At 41.3% G+C, this 19,568-nt stretch carries 20 protein-coding genes; 1 reads left to right on the top strand and 19 read right to left on the bottom strand.

Going from position 1 to position 19,568, the window contains the following annotated elements:
- The 14 genes from ACZ47Z_RS04710 to ACZ47Z_RS04645 form a co-directional block, all read right to left on the bottom strand.
- Positions 1 to 1,005 (bottom strand): NAD-dependent epimerase/dehydratase family protein, encoded by a 1,005-nt coding sequence (locus ACZ47Z_RS04710; RefSeq protein ID WP_196021511.1) that lies wholly within the window; start codon positions 1,003 to 1,005, stop codon positions 1 to 3.
- Entirely contained in the window at positions 1,005 to 1,721 is a 717-nt protein-coding gene (locus ACZ47Z_RS04705; RefSeq protein WP_054752453.1) for an IspD/TarI family cytidylyltransferase, read from the bottom strand. The genes ACZ47Z_RS04710 and ACZ47Z_RS04705 overlap by 1 nt, the downstream gene beginning before the upstream one ends.
- 12 nt (positions 1,722 to 1,733) lie before the next feature.
- Positions 1,734 to 2,525 (bottom strand): glycosyltransferase family 2 protein, encoded by a 792-nt coding sequence (locus tag ACZ47Z_RS04700; RefSeq protein ID WP_227165053.1) that lies wholly within the window; start codon positions 2,523 to 2,525, stop codon positions 1,734 to 1,736.
- Between the two features lie 11 nt (positions 2,526 to 2,536).
- Complete coding sequence (locus ACZ47Z_RS04695; protein ID WP_227165054.1) at positions 2,537 to 3,349, bottom strand: LicD family protein; 813 nt, start codon at positions 3,347 to 3,349, stop codon at positions 2,537 to 2,539.
- Positions 3,346 to 4,560 (bottom strand): glycosyltransferase, encoded by a 1,215-nt coding sequence (locus ACZ47Z_RS04690; RefSeq protein WP_227165055.1) that lies wholly within the window; start codon positions 4,558 to 4,560, stop codon positions 3,346 to 3,348. Before ACZ47Z_RS04690 ends, ACZ47Z_RS04695 begins: the two co-directional genes overlap by 4 nt.
- A gap of 12 nt (positions 4,561 to 4,572) precedes the next feature.
- Positions 4,573 to 5,451, bottom strand: a complete 879-nt coding sequence (locus tag ACZ47Z_RS04685) for a glycosyltransferase family 2 protein (RefSeq protein ID WP_054752442.1) — start codon at positions 5,449 to 5,451, stop codon at positions 4,573 to 4,575.
- A gap of 10 nt (positions 5,452 to 5,461) precedes the next feature.
- Positions 5,462 to 6,034: an acyltransferase gene (locus ACZ47Z_RS04680; RefSeq protein ID WP_227165056.1), complete on the bottom strand. Its 573-nt coding sequence runs from the start codon at positions 6,032 to 6,034 to the stop codon at positions 5,462 to 5,464.
- Positions 6,035 to 6,048: 14 nt separating this feature from the next.
- Positions 6,049 to 7,317 (bottom strand): glycosyltransferase family 4 protein, encoded by a 1,269-nt coding sequence (locus tag ACZ47Z_RS04675; protein ID WP_227165057.1) that lies wholly within the window; start codon positions 7,315 to 7,317, stop codon positions 6,049 to 6,051.
- A 231-nt stretch (positions 7,318 to 7,548) separates the two neighbouring features.
- Positions 7,549 to 8,991, bottom strand: a complete 1,443-nt coding sequence (locus ACZ47Z_RS04670; protein WP_046438305.1) for a sugar transferase — start codon at positions 8,989 to 8,991, stop codon at positions 7,549 to 7,551.
- A 141-nt stretch (positions 8,992 to 9,132) separates the two neighbouring features.
- Positions 9,133 to 9,828, bottom strand: coding sequence for a CpsD/CapB family tyrosine-protein kinase (locus ACZ47Z_RS04665; protein ID WP_054752437.1), 696 nt, complete (start codon positions 9,826 to 9,828; stop codon positions 9,133 to 9,135).
- A complete protein-coding gene (locus tag ACZ47Z_RS04660; RefSeq protein WP_054752435.1) occupies positions 9,829 to 10,590 on the bottom strand; it encodes a YveK family protein in 762 nt (253 codons plus the stop codon).
- Positions 10,591 to 10,602: 12 nt separating this feature from the next.
- Positions 10,603 to 11,349 (bottom strand): CpsB/CapC family capsule biosynthesis tyrosine phosphatase, encoded by a 747-nt coding sequence (locus tag ACZ47Z_RS04655; protein ID WP_054752433.1) that lies wholly within the window; start codon positions 11,347 to 11,349, stop codon positions 10,603 to 10,605.
- 186 nt (positions 11,350 to 11,535) lie between these two features.
- Positions 11,536 to 11,892 carry a stage V sporulation protein AE gene (spoVAE, locus tag ACZ47Z_RS04650; protein ID WP_226900878.1) on the bottom strand — a complete coding sequence of 119 codons (357 nt, stop codon included), beginning with the start codon at positions 11,890 to 11,892 and terminating at the stop codon, positions 11,536 to 11,538.
- A gap of 72 nt (positions 11,893 to 11,964) precedes the next feature.
- Positions 11,965 to 13,020 (bottom strand): stage V sporulation protein AD, encoded by a 1,056-nt coding sequence (locus ACZ47Z_RS04645; RefSeq protein ID WP_227165075.1) that lies wholly within the window; start codon positions 13,018 to 13,020, stop codon positions 11,965 to 11,967.
- A gap of 165 nt (positions 13,021 to 13,185) precedes the next feature.
- Here ACZ47Z_RS04645 and ACZ47Z_RS04640 point away from each other — a divergent pair, with 165 nt between their 5' ends.
- Entirely contained in the window at positions 13,186 to 13,644 is a 459-nt protein-coding gene (locus ACZ47Z_RS04640; RefSeq protein ID WP_015528166.1) for a SpoVA/SpoVAEb family sporulation membrane protein, read from the top strand.
- Positions 13,645 to 13,681: 37 nt separating this feature from the next.
- Here ACZ47Z_RS04640 and ACZ47Z_RS04635 read toward each other — a convergent pair whose 3' ends face one another.
- The 5 genes from ACZ47Z_RS04635 to ACZ47Z_RS04615 form a co-directional block, all read right to left on the bottom strand.
- Positions 13,682 to 14,899 (bottom strand): carboxynorspermidine decarboxylase, encoded by a 1,218-nt coding sequence (locus ACZ47Z_RS04635; RefSeq protein ID WP_227165058.1) that lies wholly within the window; start codon positions 14,897 to 14,899, stop codon positions 13,682 to 13,684.
- The gene (locus tag ACZ47Z_RS04630) at positions 14,899 to 16,158 is read right to left on the bottom strand and encodes a saccharopine dehydrogenase family protein (RefSeq protein WP_054752429.1); all 1,260 of its coding nucleotides are present in this window, start codon (positions 16,156 to 16,158) and stop codon (positions 14,899 to 14,901) included. The genes ACZ47Z_RS04635 and ACZ47Z_RS04630 overlap by 1 nt, the downstream gene beginning before the upstream one ends.
- 61 nt (positions 16,159 to 16,219) lie before the next feature.
- On the bottom strand, positions 16,220 to 17,077 hold the full coding sequence (speB, locus tag ACZ47Z_RS04625; protein ID WP_464525915.1) for an agmatinase: 858 nt from the start codon (positions 17,075 to 17,077) through the stop codon (positions 16,220 to 16,222).
- A 3-nt stretch (positions 17,078 to 17,080) separates the two neighbouring features.
- Positions 17,081 to 17,935, bottom strand: a complete 855-nt coding sequence (gene speE / locus ACZ47Z_RS04620) for a polyamine aminopropyltransferase (protein WP_020436216.1) — start codon at positions 17,933 to 17,935, stop codon at positions 17,081 to 17,083.
- Positions 17,936 to 17,940: 5 nt separating this feature from the next.
- Positions 17,941 to 19,407, bottom strand: coding sequence for an aminotransferase class I/II-fold pyridoxal phosphate-dependent enzyme (locus ACZ47Z_RS04615; RefSeq protein WP_015528171.1), 1,467 nt, complete (start codon positions 19,405 to 19,407; stop codon positions 17,941 to 17,943).
- Between the last annotated feature and the right edge of the window lie 161 nt (positions 19,408 to 19,568).

Here is a 19,568-nt window from a genome sequence, read left to right as displayed (position 1 = left end):
TCACTCATCCTTCAAATACGCCAATGTTTCTGTAAGCCCATCTCTAAGCGTAAATTTTCCATTCCATCCAAGTTTTCGCAATTTTGTATTATCCAAAATGCAATTTTTTGAACGCGAAAAACCTTTCTCTTCTATCTCGTCTGGCAAATCAAATACCACTGTTGTCCCTGCAATTTCTGCACACATTTTTGCAACTTCAGCAATAGATGCCACCGATTTTTCATTTGAGATGTTGTAAATTTCACCATTCTTACCAGCAGACAAAATTTTAAATATTGCACTTGCAGCATCAACAACATAACAATATGTTCTTCTTTGGTCACCCTTACTTTTTAGGATTATATTTTCACCATTTAAAGCATTTCGTATAAACTGTGCATGGGCCTTACTATCCGACCTCAGCATAGTTGGGCCATATACACTTGGCAATCTCGCAATAACTGCATTGATTCCAAATTCTTCAACATAACTTCTAACCAGAAGTTCACAGCATCTTTTGCTTTCAGGATAACCATTTCTGAGAATTGTCTGATCTATCATTCCACTCATATTTTCAGAATAAATGTCTTGTCCATTCAATTCTCCATAAACTTCAAACGACGAAGTCAGAATCATTTTGGTGATTTCTTTGTGACTCACGCAATAGTCTAAAATATTTTTATTCCCGATAATATTGGTGAGTATTGTTTCAACAGGTTGCGTAGCATAGGACTTAGGATCTGCATTGCTCGCCCCATGGATAATATAATCATACTTAATTTCTTTATCCAAGGGATTCATAATATCCTGAACAATCGGTATAACCGCCGTCCCAAATCTCTTTTCAAGTTTTTCTCTGCTTCTACTAAGTGCATATATTTTTATCCCGGCACCAAATTCTTTATTTGCCACCAGCAAAGTATCTATTATGCACGATCCAATTAGCCCAGTTGCCCCAGTCACTAGAATTGATACATTTCTTAAGTCAATTGCGTTAGCTGTTTCTCTTATACTCTCTCCATACATTAGTGCATCCACTCGTCTTTCTTAGCCATCAATAGTGCTTTGAAGATTTCAATGTCCTCAGATGTTGTAAGTTTTAAATTTTTCTCAGACCCCTGCGACATATAAAGTTTTCTTCCAAGTTCAATGTACATCGTGCAAGAGGCAACCGAATTTGTAATTCCCTTATCAAGTGCTTCCTTATGTGCGTCACAAATGTCCTTTAAGAAAAAGGCTTGCGGTGTCTGTGTGATTTTAAGATTATCTCTTGGAACCTGCTCCACCGTAGAAAGTGCATCATATGTTTTAAGCATCGCCGCCGTACAGGGCACAACAGTGATTGCATTCCCATACTGTCGGCAAACTCTGATGTTGTCCGTAATAACATCTGCACTAACCATCGGTCTGATTGCATCATGAATCAAAACTACATCATCATCATTTTTATATCTTTCCACAATATCGTATAAGCCATTTCTAATTGAATCTTGACCATTTTTTCCGCCAGAAACAATATTCTCCAATTTTGAAATGCCAAACTGCTTGGCATATGCTCTTAAAACATCATGCCAGCCATCCAAACATACTACCTCGATTGCATCAATCTGAGGATGCTTTTGGAAAGCTTCCAACGTATAAATTATAACCGGTTTATCATGAACATTAATAAATTGTTTGGGTATATCTTGTCCCATTCGAGCACCAACACCACCAGCAATAATCAGCGCAATATTCTTCATAATTATTCTCCTTTACACATCCAAATCTGTAGTTTTTGCATGTAATTTCTTTCTAATGCTTTCTGATCCCGGAAGTTTTCTAATAAAGTTTGCTACTCTAAATCGAGCAATTGACTTCATACCCAGCATATAAGCCTGCACAGGGTTCATCCCATTTTTTATCGAAATTTCTATGCCTTCAGGAACAGTTTGTTTTACATAAGTACGTTGGTTAACACCGCCCAATCTCATCATCGCCAAATCTTCATTTAAATATTGAAATTTAGCACCTGCCACATACATTCTTAGAAGCAGGTCACGATCCATTTGGCACTTATATTTCAAATCAAATGTTCCATATCTATCATATGCAGATTTTTTTACAAAAGTTGCGGGATGGACAACTGCCATCCTTTTTCTCATAACTTCTAGCGAATCAGCTGGCTTACAACGATAGTTTGCTTCTCTCCCCCCAAACATAATTGCATTTCCATAAATGACATCTGTTTCCTGCTTAATGTTCTTTGCAATTATATTTAGCGAATTATCTGTTAGCATATCGTCCGAATTGATTATTCCAATCAATTCACCTGATGCAATCTTAATTCCCTTATTAAATGCATCACTAATACCTTTATCTGGTTCGCTAATCCACTTTGTTACAACGTTCGAATATTTTTTTACTATATCCAAAGTAGCATCTTTTGAACCGCCATCCACAATAATATACTCAAGATCCGGATAATTCTGTCGTGCTACACTTTGAATCGTATCTTCTAATGTTTTTTCACTGTTATATGTAATTGTTATTATTGAAATTTTCATTTTTCACTCCGTTATTTCCAGTATGCTGTAAAATGGTGATGTGAAACCTGCTTTTCTTTAGGAGGAAGTTTCATATAATCGCCATACATATTTGAAAGAACATGTTTATAATTTTTCGGCGCACTATATTTTTTCCCTTCAAATTCAAGTTCTACGGCTTCTGCAAAATCTTCACATGGAAAAACCTCTTTCATTCCATAAGTAAAAACTGATATATCTGCAATTCTATTGCAGGTAGCATCATCATTATAAGATGTAGCCAATTTTGCTATTTTACTTATAAGGTGTTGCATCGAAATCGGCTTCAATAAAAAAGAACTTACCTTTAAAACCCAATTTTTCACAGTTGATCTTCTATCACTAACCGGAACCGATTTCAAAACAAGCATTTTGCGATATATATCTATCCGGTGATTTAGCTGCTTTAATTTCTTATCGTCTGCCGGCAGATAATCCATCGGAAACACATCAACATACACGCCAATCGGCATGGCATAATTATTTTCTTCTTCAATAACTGTCGCTGTATCAATCACTTTTCCACTTGCGAGATAATAATCTTTCTCTGTTTCCGTTGAAATAGCCTTTAATGTGTCCTGTCTCTGTTGATTAAATTCTGCAAAGAAACGATCATAATCTTTTCTCTTCATGCAAATGTCAACATCATCATCCCACGGTATGTATCCTTTATGTCTAACTGCACCAATTAGCGTCCCGGAAAACAAGAAATACTGCATTCCATTTTTTTTGCAAAAATCATCTATCGAATCCAGTATTTTCAATTGAATCATTTTTAATTCTTCAACGCTTATGTCTTTTTTCATTCGCCATTCCTCTTTTTTATCAGTTCTTTATAGAGTTCAACATATTCATTAAACTTGATATTCTCATCAAACTCTTTAGCTTTTTCTCTACACATTTCAGACGTGACACTTTCCCACTTGCGGCTCACTATATACTCAGCAAGTTGATTTACATTACCTTGATCTACAATCTTTCCATACTCGCTTCCTGCTGCTTCCACAGATCCTCCCGTTCTATATGTTAGAACCGGAGTGCCGCATGCTAATGCTTCTAAATTTGTTGTCGGATAGTTATCCTCATAAGTGGGATTAACAAAAACACTTGCCACGGTGTATAACTCCGCCAATTCTTTTATACTATCTGTGCGTTCAATTCCAATAATAGTATTAGGCAATTCCTCTTTCTGTTGTTTCGTCAACCCGACAAGAACAATTACATACGTTTTTGGTAGTAAACTCGCCAATTGAATAAAATCATTTAGACCTTTTGACTTTGCCCACGTTGAAGAAACACCTAAAATTACTTTTCTGTTCCCTATCTGAAGCTTGTCTGTAATAGTTCCAGTCGTTGGCTTAAAATCATTTAAATTTATGCCATTATTGATAACCTCGATTCTACAACCCTTAAAAAATGATTGCCTTACTAATCCAGCTAGCCACTTAGACGGAGTTACAATTGCTAAATCAGGAATTTCTGTAAATAGTTCTTTCTTTTTTTCCCAATTCCACTTTGAGTTATCAAATATCAAGCTTGTTGGGTGATGTCTTTTTTGTTCACAGTCATAGCATCCAGTTTTCCATTTTTCACAGTGAATAAGATCAAAATATGGACAGTGTCCTGTAAATGCCCAACAATCGTGGAATGTCCAAACGACAGGAATATTTTTCTTTTTAATATACTCAAAAAGAATTTCCAGATTAATATAATACCCATGCATTATATGTAGCTGAATCAAATCGGGGGCATATTCATCAATCTCTTTCAAAAATTTCCTTGTCACAGTTTGAGAACCAAAGCCACATTTATCAGTAATGCGTGTATACAATCCATGCACATTTTGATCAAGTTTATTTCCTATTTTAATCGTCGTAACAGTATCTGCTGCCGTATTTATTCTGCCCCATGCAATCGCACATTCCTGATTTTGATTTATCAATGCATTGTGGATTCCTACCGCAATCCGCCCTGTACAGCCCCATCCACTATATGCTGTAATTTGTAATACCCGCATTTTAATTTTCTCCTACGCCTTCAAGTCTCCCTGTGACTTCATTTTTACTCCTAACTTCTCGCATTCATAAATTTTGGCATCCACCAAATAGCGATACCAGTACGCCTGAAGGAACGTATAAATTTTTCCCTCAGTGCCATCCAAAAAGCCAAGTCTGAAATAATATCTATAAATAAAATACAAATGCGCCCGGAAGAACTTCGGCAAACTATAATAGCCATGATTCTTCACAAAACGCTTTACCTTCGCTTGCATTGACGTCGAGGTTTCTTCCACAGATTCCTCTCCATTTGCAGCATCCGACTTCATTTGCTGATCCAGCACTTCTTTATTTGAATACCAGTTATGCTTATTGATCCACCATTCCAAAGATTTATTATTGTTATCAGAAAAGTCATTTTTGAAGGTAACCACATTACCATCCGTAACAATAAGATGCTCATCCATGAGTTTCATCTCGGACATTCCATGACCCACACGGAAAATTCTAAGCAAAAGTTCCGGATACTTTCCACCGTGTTTAAGCCACCTTCCCATGAAATAAACTCTACGGCGAAGAATTACACCGTTCACTTTTGCAGAAAGAGTATCCAGCTTTTCGTCAATCTCATCTGCCAGTTCTGAAGTAAACTCCTCATCCGCATCAACCTTCATTACCCACTCGGTCTGCAGGTTGATATTATCCAGTGCCCAGTTAAACTGTGCAGCATGGTTTTCAAACTGATGCTCATAAACTTCCGCTCCGAGTGACTTTGCCAGTTCCACTGTTTTGTCAGTCGAATAGGAATCAATAATTACAATACGCTGTGCCACGCCCTTAAAAGATGCAATGCACTTTTCTAAGTTTTGCTCCTCATTCTTTGTGAGGATAATAATTGTTAAATTTGCCATTCTATTTTCCTCACAACCTTTTAATAACTCTCGCCGGGTTTCCAGCGATCACACAGTTATCCTCAAACTTCCCAGCAACCACAGCACCGGCACCAACAACGCAGCCATCTCCCAGCACTGTGCCCTTCAGTATTATCGAATTGCACCCAATGAAGCAGCTCTTGCCAATCTTAATCTCTCGGCTTGGCACCAGATCACTGTCACCACCGTTTTCATCTCGCAGGAGTTTGTTTCTCGCCTCTGCCTCAATGGGATGGAAATCGTTGTCCAGAATCTTACAGTTTCCACCGATGCAGGTGTTATCGCCAATCGTGATCTTTTTCCGGGCGTAGATCGTTGCTCCACTTATTCCAACATTATCGCCAATCTCAATCTCAGCTCCCGGAGCACGGGTTACGATAATCGTCCGGCTGTAAAGACCAACCAGATTACTGAGGAAACTGCTCTTGATCGTGACGTTCTCCCCAATCTTCAACTTGGCACCGCCCTTGTTGAAGACGATCGGTACCCCCTTCAGCAAGAGGTTCTTTCCATATTCAACTTTTGTCATCTTCATAACTAGCTTAAACCAGTTACTGTTCATACCTCTCGCCTCCTTTACAGCTTCAGAATTTCTTCTGCGTATTTCCTCACCGACACATTTCTGGTCAGATTCTTCTCCAAATTTTCACGACCTCTGGCTCCCATTGCCTTCAATTTACTATTTTCGGCATTCTCAATGAACCAGCGGATATTCTCCTCTACCTTGTCATAATCTCCAGGTTCACAACAAAGACCGCCATGTGTGTCTTCAATCAAGCATCGAACCTCGGATCCTGATTCGAGAACTCCTATAATCGGCTTAGCCGCCGCCATTATTCCATATGCCTTCGATGGACAGCTCACACCTTTGATACCTTTTGCGTTCACACACCAGTGAACATCACCGGCGTTTAAACTATAAATCAGGTCTGCTTTATCCTGATACGGAATGAAAGTCACGTTGTCCATGTGATTCTCTTTCACATAAAGCACCAGCTTGTCCAGCACAGAGCCACCCCCAACAAATGCAAAGACAATATCTCTTCCATCTACAGTCTTTGTACCCGGTTTGAATCTCTCTATAACTTTAATCAAATTCTCAAGGTCGTAATATAAACCAATGTTTCCTGAGTACATGATGACAAACTTACCATCCAAACCGTATTTTCTCTTAAAAGCCAGAACCTTTTCATTATTTTCATCCAATGGATAAATTTCGTTCTCATCAATCCAGTTGTTAATCATAACAGTCTTAGGAATTTTCTTTCCTTTAAAACGGTCCTCCACTGTTTCTACCAAATCCCGTCCGACTGTAATCACAAGGTTGCTGCGCTTGCAGCTGAACTTATCAAACCACATCATGACATCAGTGATAAATTTGCTCTTGGTATAGCCTACAGCAAGCACCTGCTCCGGGTTAAAGTCCTGAATATTGTAGATGTACTTGGCGTGCTTCACCCACTTACCCCAAACACCCAGCAGACCTCCAAGAATCGGAGGCTGAGAAATGGAGAACACATAATCCATTTTTCCAACCTTGAAAGTTGCCCCCATTGCCCCAAAGAAATAGGAAACAATATTCTTCACACGGCTCTTTTTATTGGCCTTACTGAACTCCGGCACTCGAATTCGCAGAACCTTCACGCCATTGATTTCTTCTTCGTAATATTTCTGTGTCTTATATTTATCCTCAATCGTCCCTAAGTAACTCGGCACCACGCAAATGATCGTGATGTTGAACTTATCCAGCATACCCTCCGCCAGTTCACGGAGAATCTGCCCCGTTGACGCAGTATCCGGAATATAGTAATGAGCATAAATCAGAAGATTTTTCTTATTTGACATTCCTATAATTTCCTCTTGCTTTTTCTCGTATAGCTATACGTTCAATCCCTCAAAAAAAGAAAACCATCTCAACAAGCTCCATTCCACTCCCAAGCACCCCTGTCTTCCCTCTTCGTTTATTTCTACCTATAGCTATACGTTCAATACCAATAATACCTGCAGTTTCCCCTCCCGGTTCCACTGCAGATCATCATTCTTATATCATTTTCCTTATCTCTTCCATCCATTCCATCACTTGGATCCGCTGCCCTTAAGCACGACCCCGACGGTCTTGAACAGAATCTTAATATCCATTCCGATATTCCAGTTCTTGACATATTCCATATCAAGCTTCACAACTTCCTCAAAATCAGTGATATCACTTCTTCCGCTCACCTGCCACATTCCGGTCAGTCCCGGCTTCACGGCAAGTCTTCCGCGGTGATATGGCTCATACTGTTTCCACTCATCTACTGTTGGTGGACGGGTTCCTACGAGACTCATATCTCCTTTGAGTACATTCCAGAACTGCGGGAATTCATCCAAAGATGTCTTACGGATAAACCAGCCAAGTCCATGCTTGCTTCCATCCGCTCCGCTTCCGATGATTCTTGGGTCATTCTCCATCTTGAACATAAGCCCCTTCATCTCGTTCTGTTTCATCAGTTCTTTCTTGCGTTCCTCTGCATCCATATACATGCTTCGGAATTTATAGATTTTAAATAATTTTCCGTTTTTTCCTACTCTCATCTGAGAGAAGAAGATTGGCCCCGGTGAAGCAATATAGATTGCCGGAGCAAGGAATATTGTAATGATACCTGTCAGAATCATTCCAACGATTCCGCCACAGATGTCCATCGTTCTCTTCATCATAGCCTGTCGTGAGGAAATCACTCTGACGCTGGAAGTCAGGACTGTATATCCACCCATACGGTTAATAAACTGATTGCCTGTCCATCCTGTTCTGTCATCCAGACATTCGTGAACTGTAATTCCCATGTTCACGCATGTTTCAAACAAATCTTCCGGTATCAATGTTTTCTTCTTAATTCCAACAAGAAGAGCATCAACCCATCTTGTCTGTATGTATTCAGTTACTGTATCAATCTTACTTACAACCGGAATTCCTTCGATCAATTCATTTTCTTCCGGTTCGCGGTCTGCAAGTACGATTCCGACAATATCGAATTCATTAAATACATTCTGTTCCACCTGTCTTAACATGGAATCTATTTCATCACTTGTCGAAACAAGGAGCATATTTATTTTTGAATAGAGCATATTGCCATGTTTCAGTAAATATTTCTTCCATATGATTCGCACCACATAAACCAAAATAACTGACATTGGAATAAATGATGTAATCACAAGACGTGAGGTCATGCTTCCCTGTTTACTCATAAAGAGATATACGATTACAAGCGCACTCACGATAAACACATGCTTTAATACATTCTTAAACTCTACAAAGTATCCTCTTCTCATGATTCCATGATATGGCTCTGTAAAGAAAGCAGTGCAAATGTCTACCAGTGCGATGAAAATCCCGATATTCAGATATAATCCGTTATGATACAGATTATCCATTCCCATACGCAATACAAAACTGCTTACATAAGCCAGCTGTAATGCGACAAGATCTAATATGATGAAATCCCAGTGCTTCAACCAACTATTACTGTTCTTCCTGTACATTCTCCTCGTACACCCTTTTCCCCTGATAATCTTCTGTCTGACTACATAACAAAACATCTGATTTTATTTATCTTAACTGTTTTGTTTGTTTTTTCTCAGTAAAATGGAATATGCAGCGGATATTCTCCACTGCATATCCGACTATTCCTGTTTGCTTTTACCATAGTAGTATGAATTATACTTACTATAATATTTCTCTTTCTTCATATCCACTTTATTCAATACTGCACCGAGAAGCTTACATCCACTCTTCATAAGCTGATCTTTTGCTTTCATAGCATCTCTTCTGCTTACTGCTTCGCTCTCGATTACGAGGATTGCACCATCACACTGTTTTGCTACGATTGCTGCATCACTCATATTGATGATCGGTGGTGTATCGATTAAAACATAATCATAGGCTTTTCTCGTCTCTTCAATCAGTCTGCTGAAACGTCCCTGCTCCAAAAGCTCTGATGGGTTCGGAGCGTACGGACCGGAAAATATAATCTCAAGATTACGGTAATTTGTAGAATAAATCACTTCCTCCAAAGCAACCTGTCCACTTAAATACTGTGACAGTCCATTGGTCTTCTGCTTGATCTGGTAACGTTTGATATAACTGGATTTACGGATATCTGCATCTATAATCAGAACTCTCTTTCCCATCTTTCCAATCTCTACTGCAAGCTGGAAAGCCACGTCACTTTTTCCTTCATTCGGATAACAGCTTGTGATAACAATACTCTTTGTCTCGACACCGCTGAACTGCATATTTGTACGGAGGGTTTTAATAGCCTCTTCATAGAAGACGTCTTCTTTTCTGGAGTCCGTCATCATAACTCTCTGAATTGCCATTTATTTTTTCCTCCTTTTTTTCTTCTTTTTCTTTGATGCTGCCTTGCTTGAATTGCGAGATCCTTTTCCTGTAATGTAGTCTTTTCTATCTGGAATACTTGCCAGTGTTGTCAGACCAAGGTAGTTCTCGATATCTTCCTCTGACTTGATTGTATCATCCATCAGTGTGAGAAGGATAATAATACCTGCGGAAAGAACCAGACCAGCCAGTGCTCCGATCAGCACATTCTTCTTTGTACTCGGACTTGTCTGGATTGTCGGCACTTCACCTTCTTCAATAATCTTCGGCGGTGTTACTTCCATCTTGTCTCCGATAAAGTCAGCTGATGTCTTTGCCAGCGTGTCAGCAATCTTCTTTGCCATCTCTGGATCTTTGTCTATTGCTGTAACGGAAAGAAGACGTGTATCACTTGGATTCTCTACGGTGATACATTCCTTCAACTCTTTATATGTCATATCCAGATTTAGTTCATCTACTACGTCCTGCAATACCGTACGGCTTGTGATCAGGATGTTGTAGTCTTTCGTCAACTGAGTACCGATCTGCAGATCAGCCAGTGAAGAAAGTGTGGTTTCCTTTGTGAGAACAAGCATCGTAGATGTTGCGCTGTAAACAGGTGTCATCAAAAGCTTTGTTGCTGCTCCGGCAATCACTGCTCCGGCCAATATAGCCGCAAGAATTACCAGAATGTGCTTTTTCAATGCGTAGAATAGTTCTCTGAGGTCAATCTCGACCTCGTCGTCATCATGCGTATTTCCCATCTTTACTCCCCTTTATTTTATTATTTTGCCTTCTGCAATGCGAAGTGCATTCTCTTTTGTTATCTGTCTGAGGTAAGTACTGTCTAAATGCTTCCTCATCCAGCTCATTGCCTCTTTTGTATCAGGCATTCTGTTCCCGATATTGTGCATATCGGTTCCCATGAAATGGATATTCTTTTTTTTCAGATTATCCTTACACCAGCGTGCTGTCGAATCCTTCCAGTCACCGCTGACGGATCTGTAATTCATCTGGATCAATGCTTCCAGGTCAATCAGTTCTTCTACACGCTTACCTTTTCTAAGACAGCGATACCGCTCTGCATGAGCAACTACCGGAGCATACCCTGCTCTTGACAGATTCCTCACTGCTGTACATATCTCAGAATACGGTACTGAAGGCATAAACTCAACCAATACATAATTGCTGTCTGCCAACGTAAGCAGTTTTCCCTCTTCAAGCAGACGTATAACACTATTAGAATAAAAAATCTCCTGTCCTGTCCAGATTCGAATTGGCTGTCTTCGCTTTATCTTCCCATCCGGACCTTTCACCGGACGGTTTGCGCGACTCATCAACTCATCCCGAAGCCGTCTCAACTTCTCCGGATCTTTGTTTGGAAACGCTTTGGAATAATGTGAAGTTGCAAACACATCTGTGATTCCCTGTCTTCTTGCCATAGAAAGCATATGAAGACTTTCTTTCATCGAAGACGCTCCATCATCAACTCCAGGCAAGATATGGCTATGTATATCAATCATCTTTAACTCGTCCTTTTACATAATGAAAGAGACACCTGAGATAAAAATCTGTCCTGCCGTGCCTCCTTGTATCGTCTTATCTTATTGCCTTTAACACCCAATTAATGATATTTTATTTTTCTTTTACTGTCAAGTTATTTTCATGTATATTTTTATGAACCTTATAACATTATTGTGATTTCTTGTTTATTTCTTCATTTTTGGTTCAAAAATCAATGAAGCCATGTATCCGAAAATCAGTGCTGCGCTGATTCCGGCGGCACTTGCCTTGAACCCTCCCAGAAAGATTCCGAGGAATCCGTTTTTATCAACAGCTTCCTTCACACCTTTCCACAGGACATTTCCGAATCCAAGAAGTGGAACGCTTGCACCTGCTCCTGCAAATTTTACAAATGGTTCGTATGCTCCAATAAATCCAAGCACTGCGCCTGTGCAGACGAGTAATACCATAACACGTCCCGGCATCAGCTTTGTTCTGTCCAGAAGAATCTGCACTGCAGCGCAGATGAGACCTCCGATTAAAAATGCTTTTATATAATCCATTTTTCTATTCCTTTTCTTTTTTTAACACACACTTAGCACATTTTTTACTTCTTCCTATTATAATAGGGCTTTTCAACAGTGTTCGATCATAATCGCATGCGCAATTCCAGGCACACTTGCTCCTTCATTGAAGCTGACCGTTGACATCAATGCACCGGTCGGCACGAAGAGTATCTTTCTCCATTCTCCATTCTCAAGCTTTGGCAGAATATAAGAAGCCAGTGTTGACGCTGCGCATCCACAGCCGCTTCCGCCGGCATGTGTATCCTGCGTCTCCTGATCAAAGATAGTCATTCCACAATCCATATGCTTTTTTCTGATATCATATCCTCTGCTTTTCATCAGGTCAAAAAGTATGGACTGACCAATATATCCAAGATCACCTGTTATGATCTGATCGTAATCTTCCTGTGTACGTCCAAGATCCTGAAAATTACGGTAGATGGTATCGGTTGCAGCCGGAGCCATACATGCCCCCATGTTCTGCGAATCCTTCAAGCCAAAGTCCACGATCTTCCCTATTGTAACGCCAGTGATCCGAATATGCCGGAACTGGGATTTTCTTTGACGTTGCTTATCGGAATGTATTTTATTCAAATGGCTTCCTACAAGGAAAGCCCCGCTGGCTGTCACGGTCCAGTGTGCGGAAAGTGGTCTCTGGTTCGCATATCCTAACGGAAATCGAAATTCTTTCTCTGCACTTCCAAAATGACTTGAAGTTACTGCCAGCATGTAATCTCCGTATCCTGCTGCCACACTCATTGCTGCTAATGCCAGTGCTTCTCCTGATGTGGAACATGCGCCATACAGGCCGAATATGGGAATCTGCAGATCTTCCACGCCCATAGAAGTTGCAATCCCTTGTCTGAGAAGATCTCCTCCAAAGAGATAACGCACAGACTTCGGATCCACATGCGACTTTCCAAGTGCCAGTACACAGGCTTCCTTCTGCATGTTGCTTTCGGCTTCCTCCCAGGTCTCTGCTCCAAACAGATCATCCTCATTGGTCAGATCGAAGTATTTTCCAAGCGGCCCCTGCGCTTCTTTGCTTCCGGCAACAGATGCTGCGCTTAGAAGATAAGGTGCTTTTGTGAATACAATGCTCTGTGCTCCACGAAGCTGGGACAGATGAAAAGGACCACACTCTGATTCAACTGCCCGGTTCTTGTTTCCCGTATCATTCATATCGTTTCCTCATTTCTGATGTTTCATTATTTATTTTTAAGGATATTATTTTCATTTTGTGAAAAACTATGTGTAGAATTTAAAAACAAAAAGAAGGGATTTTCATTTATGGACAAAATAGAACAATTGAAGCAACAGAAGCAATACGAAGCCTATGTCAAAAAGAAAACACCACAGCACAATGTGTGGTTCAACATGATGAAGGCATTCTTCCTTGGTGGAACAATCTGCCTGATCGGACAATGTATTTATCATTTCTGTGAACTGAAAAAGCTTTCCCCGGATGACTGCAGCAGCTGGACTTCTATTCTGCTCATTCTTCTGAGTATCCTTCTCACCGGTACCGGAATTTATCCACTGCTTGCCAAATGGGGCGGTGCCGGTGCACTTGTTCCGATTACCGGCTTTGCCAACTCTGTTGCTGCACCTGCGATTGAATATAAAAAGGAGGGGCAGGTTTTTGGTATTGGTTGTAAGATCTTCACGATTGCCGGGCCTGTGATCTTGTATGGAATTGTGACAAGCTGGGCGCTTGGAGTTGTATATTGGGTATGGACGTTGATGTGAAACAAGAAATGTGTTAGATAAATGTATTAGGAAGTCGCTATTCACGGCTTCCTAATCTTTCTTTAAAATCTGTATAATCAAATACGGTTAGCTGCTGCATGGTTCTGTCAGCATGTCTGATCCAGATATCCGGCAATGGCATCCCGTTAAATGTATTATTTTTGCAAGTCGTATAAATCGCCATATCTCCAAACAGAAGAAGATCTCCGTATTCCGGTAATTTGCTGAATTTATAGTCTCCAATGATATCCCCTGACAGGCAGGTTGGACCTCCTAACCGGACTGTAATCCCACTATCTGTTGTCTCATCCGATGATCCAAGAAGCGGTGGACGATAAGGCATTTCCAGTACATCCGGCATATGGCAGGCGGCGCTGGCATCTACGATTGCAATCTGTGTGTCTCCATTTTTCAGAACATCCAGCACACTGGTCAGAAGAAATCCTGCATTCAATGCCCAGGCTTCTCCCGGCTCCAGATAAACCTCAACCTTCCATTCTTCCTGTGCCATTCGGATGCATTGCTCCAGTCGCTCAATATCATATCCTGGTCTTGTAATATGATGACCACCGCCAAAATTGATCCATTTCACTTTGGCAATCAAATCACCGAACTGTTTCTTTACGGAAGCAAGGGTTGTCTCCAGATCATCCGAGTCCTGCTCACAGAGAGTATGGAAATGAACCCCATCCAAAAGTTCCATCAACTCCGGATTCTTCACAATTGCTTCATCCCACTGTACTCTTGTTGTACCCATGCGGCTTCCCGGTGCACAAGGGTCATAAATCTCATGTCCCTCCTGGGTAGAGCATTCCGGATTGATCCTGAGTCCCACGCTTTTTCCTGCCTCTTTCGCCATTCTTCCAAAGCGAAGAAGCTGGGACGGAGAATTAAATACAATATGATCGGCATACTGAAGAAGTTCCTCGAATTCATCCGCCCGGTAACCTGCACAGAATACATGAACTTCTTTTCCCGCCATTTCCTCTGCCCCTAATCTTGCCTCATACAATCCACTGGCCTCTGTACCCGCCAGATACGGTTCAAAAAAAGGATAACAATCATAATTACTGAATGCTTTCTGTGCCAGAAGCATCTTACATCCTGTCCGTTCTGCTACTTCACCGAGCAGTTTTGCGTTTTCTGTAAGTGCTTTTTCATCCAGTATATAACAAGGTGTTTTGATGTTCTGAAATTCCGGCGGAATAATTCCGCCGGTGGCTGTAAATGGTGCTCTTTTATCTAATCTTTCCATCAGTCTACCAACTTCGGATCATGATTTTCACTGCGCGGCAAACCATAACGGTCAAGTGCGTCCAGGAACGGATCCGGATCAAATTCTTCTACAGTATATACACCCGGTCTGATCCATTTTCCAGTCAGCATCATCAATGCTCCGCACATTGCCGGAACACCTGTTGTATAACTGATTGCCTGGCTTCCAACCTCATGGTAGCATTCCTGATGATCGCATACGTTATAGATATAGTAAGTCTTCTCTTTTCCATCTTTTACACCGGTAAAAATACAGCCGATATTTGTTTTTCCTTTTGTGCGTGGACCAAGACTTGCCGGATCCGGAAGAAGTTCTTTCAGGAACTGGATCGGAACGATTTCCTGTCCATTGTACTGGATCGGTGTTGTAGAAAGCATTCCCACATCCTCAAGACAACGCATATGATCCAGATAGCTTTGTCCAAAAGTCATAAAGAAACGAATACGTTTCACACCTGGAATTGTTTTTGCAAGAGACTCTATTTCCTCATGGTGAAGCAGATACATGTCCTTGTCTCCGACCTGATCAAAGTTGTATTCTCTCTTAATATCCATCGGCGGGATTTCTACCCAATGTCCGTTTTCCCAGTAACTTCCCGGTGCACTTACTTCACGAAGATTGATTTCCGGATTAAAGTTTGTCGCAAATGCATAGCCATGATCACCGCCATTGCAATCCAGAATGTCAATGGTATCAATCTGATCAAATTCATGTTTTAATGCATATGCACAATATGCCTGTGTGACACCCGGGTCAAATCCGCATCCAAGCAGTGCTGTAAGACCTGCATCTTCAAATTTTTTGCGGTATGCCCACTGCCAGGAATAATCAAAATATGCTGAAAATCCTTCTTCTTTACAGCGTTTTTCGTAAATCGCACGCCACTTCGGATCATCCGTATCTTCCGGCTCGTAGTTTGCTGTATCCATATAATTTACGCCACATGCCAGACACGCATCCATAATCGTCAGATCCTGATATGGAAGCGCAATGTTCATTACCAGATCCGGTTTGTAATCATTGATCAGTTCGATCAGCTGATCCACATCGTCTGCATCAACCTTGGCTGTCGTAAGAACTGTTTTTGTCTTTCCTTTCAGCTTTTCTGCAAGTGCATCACATTTTTTCTTTGTACGACTTGCGATACAAAGTTCTGTGAAGACCTCATCTGCCTGACAACATTTCTGAATTGCTACACTGGCCACTCCTCCGCAGCCGATTACAAGTACTCTGCTCATAACTCTTCTCCTTTTCTTCAACAGTTGTATATTTATAATTGCTCTCTTATAAGTTGCCGGTTTATTTTGCAATTGCAAGAAGCAGTTCACGAAGAACCTTACATGCTGTTGCGGTTGAGACACCACTTGCATCCAGCATAGGAGCAAGTTCATTCACATCCGCTCCTACTACATTTGCCTGCGCAACTGTACGGATAGCTTCAAGAAGCTCTAAGAAAGTTACTCCACCCGCCTCCGGAGTCCCTGTTCCCGGAAATACTGCCGGATCCAGACAATCCAGATCAATTGTAAAATAAATTGGTACATTTTTCTCTTTCAGTTCTCTTACAGTCTCTTCCAGTCCGTCAAAAGAAAGTGGATGGAAATCTGTATGCTGCGCGGCAAATCTAAATTCTTCTCTCTCTCCGCTTCGGATACAGAACTGATGAATACGTCCGTCTCCCAGAAGATCATGGCATCTTCGCAGAACGCATGCATGACTCAATCTGGCTCCCAGATAATCATCCCTTAAATCTGCATGTGCATCAAAATGGATGATATGTAGATCCGGATATTTCGCAGCTACAGCGCGTACTGCTGCCAGCGTCACCAGATGTTCTCCTCCCAGAAGCAATGGAAATTTATCTGATTTCAATATTTCTTCTGCTCTCTTTTGAATATCCGAAAGCGCCATTTCACTGCTTCCAAAGCAAAGTTCCAGATCCCCGCTGTCAAATACACTGATATCCATAAGGTCTCTATCCTGATATGGACTGTAAGTTTCAAGTCCGAAACTCTCATGACGCATAGCTGCCGGACCGAATCTTGCGCCCGGACGAAAACTTGTCGTCGAATCAAACGGCGCACCATAAAGGACAATCGATGCTTCCTTAAAGCTGCTTTCGCATCCGATAAAAGTTTCTATATTCGGTAAAATCATGAATTATTCCTCCACTTCTTTCAGCATATCTTCCAGAAATGCCGGAAGGTAAAATGCTCCTTTATGGAGTCTTGTTGTATAGTAACGTGTACGAAGATTTAATGCATTCCATGCTTCTGCGTCCAGATCATCTACGGGATGATATTTTTTGCTGGCAAATCCAAACAACCAGTAACCTGCGGCAAAAGTTGGGATATGTGCCTGATAAACACGACTGATCTGAAATGTACTGGCAATTCTTTTATGGCTTCGCTGCATTGCATGTGCATCTTCTGCGTAGAATGGACTTCCCTGCTGGTTGACCATAATTCCATCCTCTTTCAGCGCATTGTAACAATTCCCATAAAATTCGCGGGTAAACAATCCTTCCGATGGGCCAAACGGATCAGAAGAATCTACGATAATAAGATCATATTTTGCCTCGCATCTTCGGATAAAACGGAGTGCATTTTCGTAATGAAGATGTACTCTTCTGTCATCCAGTCTGCATGCATTTTCCGGAAGGTATGCACGACATGCCTCGACAACCATCGGATCCATTTCTACCAGATCAATGTGCCTGACCCTGTCGTATCTGGTCAGTTCACGAACAACACCGCCATCTCCGGCTCCAATCACCATAATCTCTTTTGCTTCTTTATGAATCGCCATCGGCACATGCGTGATCATCTCGTCATAAATAAATTCGTCACGTTCTGTCAGCATTACATTTCCGTCCAAAGTCAGAACACGGCCAAATTCCGGTGTCTCAAAAATATCAATTCTCTGATAATCACTCTGTCTGGAAAAGAGCTGACGGTTTACCCGGATACTGTGTTTCACATCCGGTGTATGGAATTCTGAAAACCACATTTCCATTGTTATTACCTCCCTGTCAGAACATTCAGTTTCAAAATATCCGGATCTTCTGGTCCGGTCATATTACACCCCTTCGCTTTTGCATACTCGATATAATCCAGAATTTCTGCTGTAATGCGTTCCCCAGGCGCAAGGATCGGAATTCCAGGCGGATAACACATCACAAATTCACTACAGACCATACCTTCTGTTTCCCTGAGTGGCAGACTGCACTTATCTGCATAAAAAGCATCCTGTGGGCTGGTCACTACCTGAGGATCAATATATTCCTGACTCAGAAGTCCTGTTCCGTCTGTCTGAAAACGTCTGCGGATCTCTGCAAGTGCACTCACAAGCCGTTCTACTTCCTGTGCGCGGTCTCCGATCGAAAGGTAGGCAAGAATATTTCCGATATCTCCAAATTCAATCTGAATGTCGTATTCATCACGCAGAATATCATAAACTTCAATTCCTGCGAGTCCGATATCTAACGTATGTACACTTAATTTTGTAATATCAAAATCAAAAACAGAATTTCCATTTACCAGTTCTTTTCCAAATGCATAATAACCACCGATTGCATTGATTTCTTCTCTGGCATATTCTGCCATATCTGCTACCTGATGGAAAATCTGACGGCCACGCTGTGCAAGATTCCTTCTTGAAATGTCAAGACTCGACATCAGAAGATAGCTTCCTGATGTTGTCTGTGTCAGATTGATGATCTGCCGCACATACCCGGCATGTACGTCCGGACCTGTAAGAAGCAGACTCGACTGTGTAAGACTGCCTCCGCTTTTGTGCATGGATACGGACGCCATATCTGCGCCTGCCTCCATAGCTGAAACAGGAAGTCCGCCACCAAAATAAAAATGTGTTCCATGCGCTTCGTCTACCAGACACATCATTCCTGCCTCATGTGCCATCTTGACAATTGCTCGCAGATCACTGCATATTCCATAGTAAGTCGGATTATTTACTAACACTGCGACTGCCTTTGGATGCTCTTTTATCGCTTTTGCAACCTGTTCTCTCTGCATTCCCAAGGAAATCCCAAGCCGCTGGTCTACCTCCGGATTTACATAAACAGGGATCGCACCACATAAAACAAGTGCATTCAACACACTCCTGTGAACATTACGTGGCAATATGATCTCATCTCCACGTTTGCAGGCAGTCAGAACCATTGTCTGTACAGAACTTGTCGTGCCCCCTACCATTAAAAATGCATGTGCTGCTCCAAAGGCATCTGCTGCCAGTTCTTCTGCTTCCCGTATTACAGATACCGGATGGCAGAGATTGTCCAGTGGTTTCATACTGTTGACATCGACGCCTACACATTTTTGTCCGAGAAATTCTGTCAGCTCCGGATTTCCTCTTCCCCGTTTATGACCAGGGACATCAAATGGCACAACTCTCATTCGCCGGAAAGTCTCCAGAGCCTCATGGATCGGTGCATGATTCTGGTTTAATTTAAAACGACTCCCTTTCATATTTCCTCTCTTTCCAGGTTCCTTTGTCAAAACACTTTCTTAATACAGAAAAAACGCAGATAAGGGCGCTAAGCCACAAACCTGCGTTCGGTATGTATTCGTCTGTTTTATTCTCAGCTGTAACAGAAAAGGCAATATCTTCTCTTAGATTTTTAAATAAA

It is taken from the genome of Mediterraneibacter faecis (genome assembly GCF_055383675.1).
The sequence above is the reverse complement of the archived record's forward strand: the minus strand, read 5'-3'. Positions and strand labels throughout refer to the sequence as shown.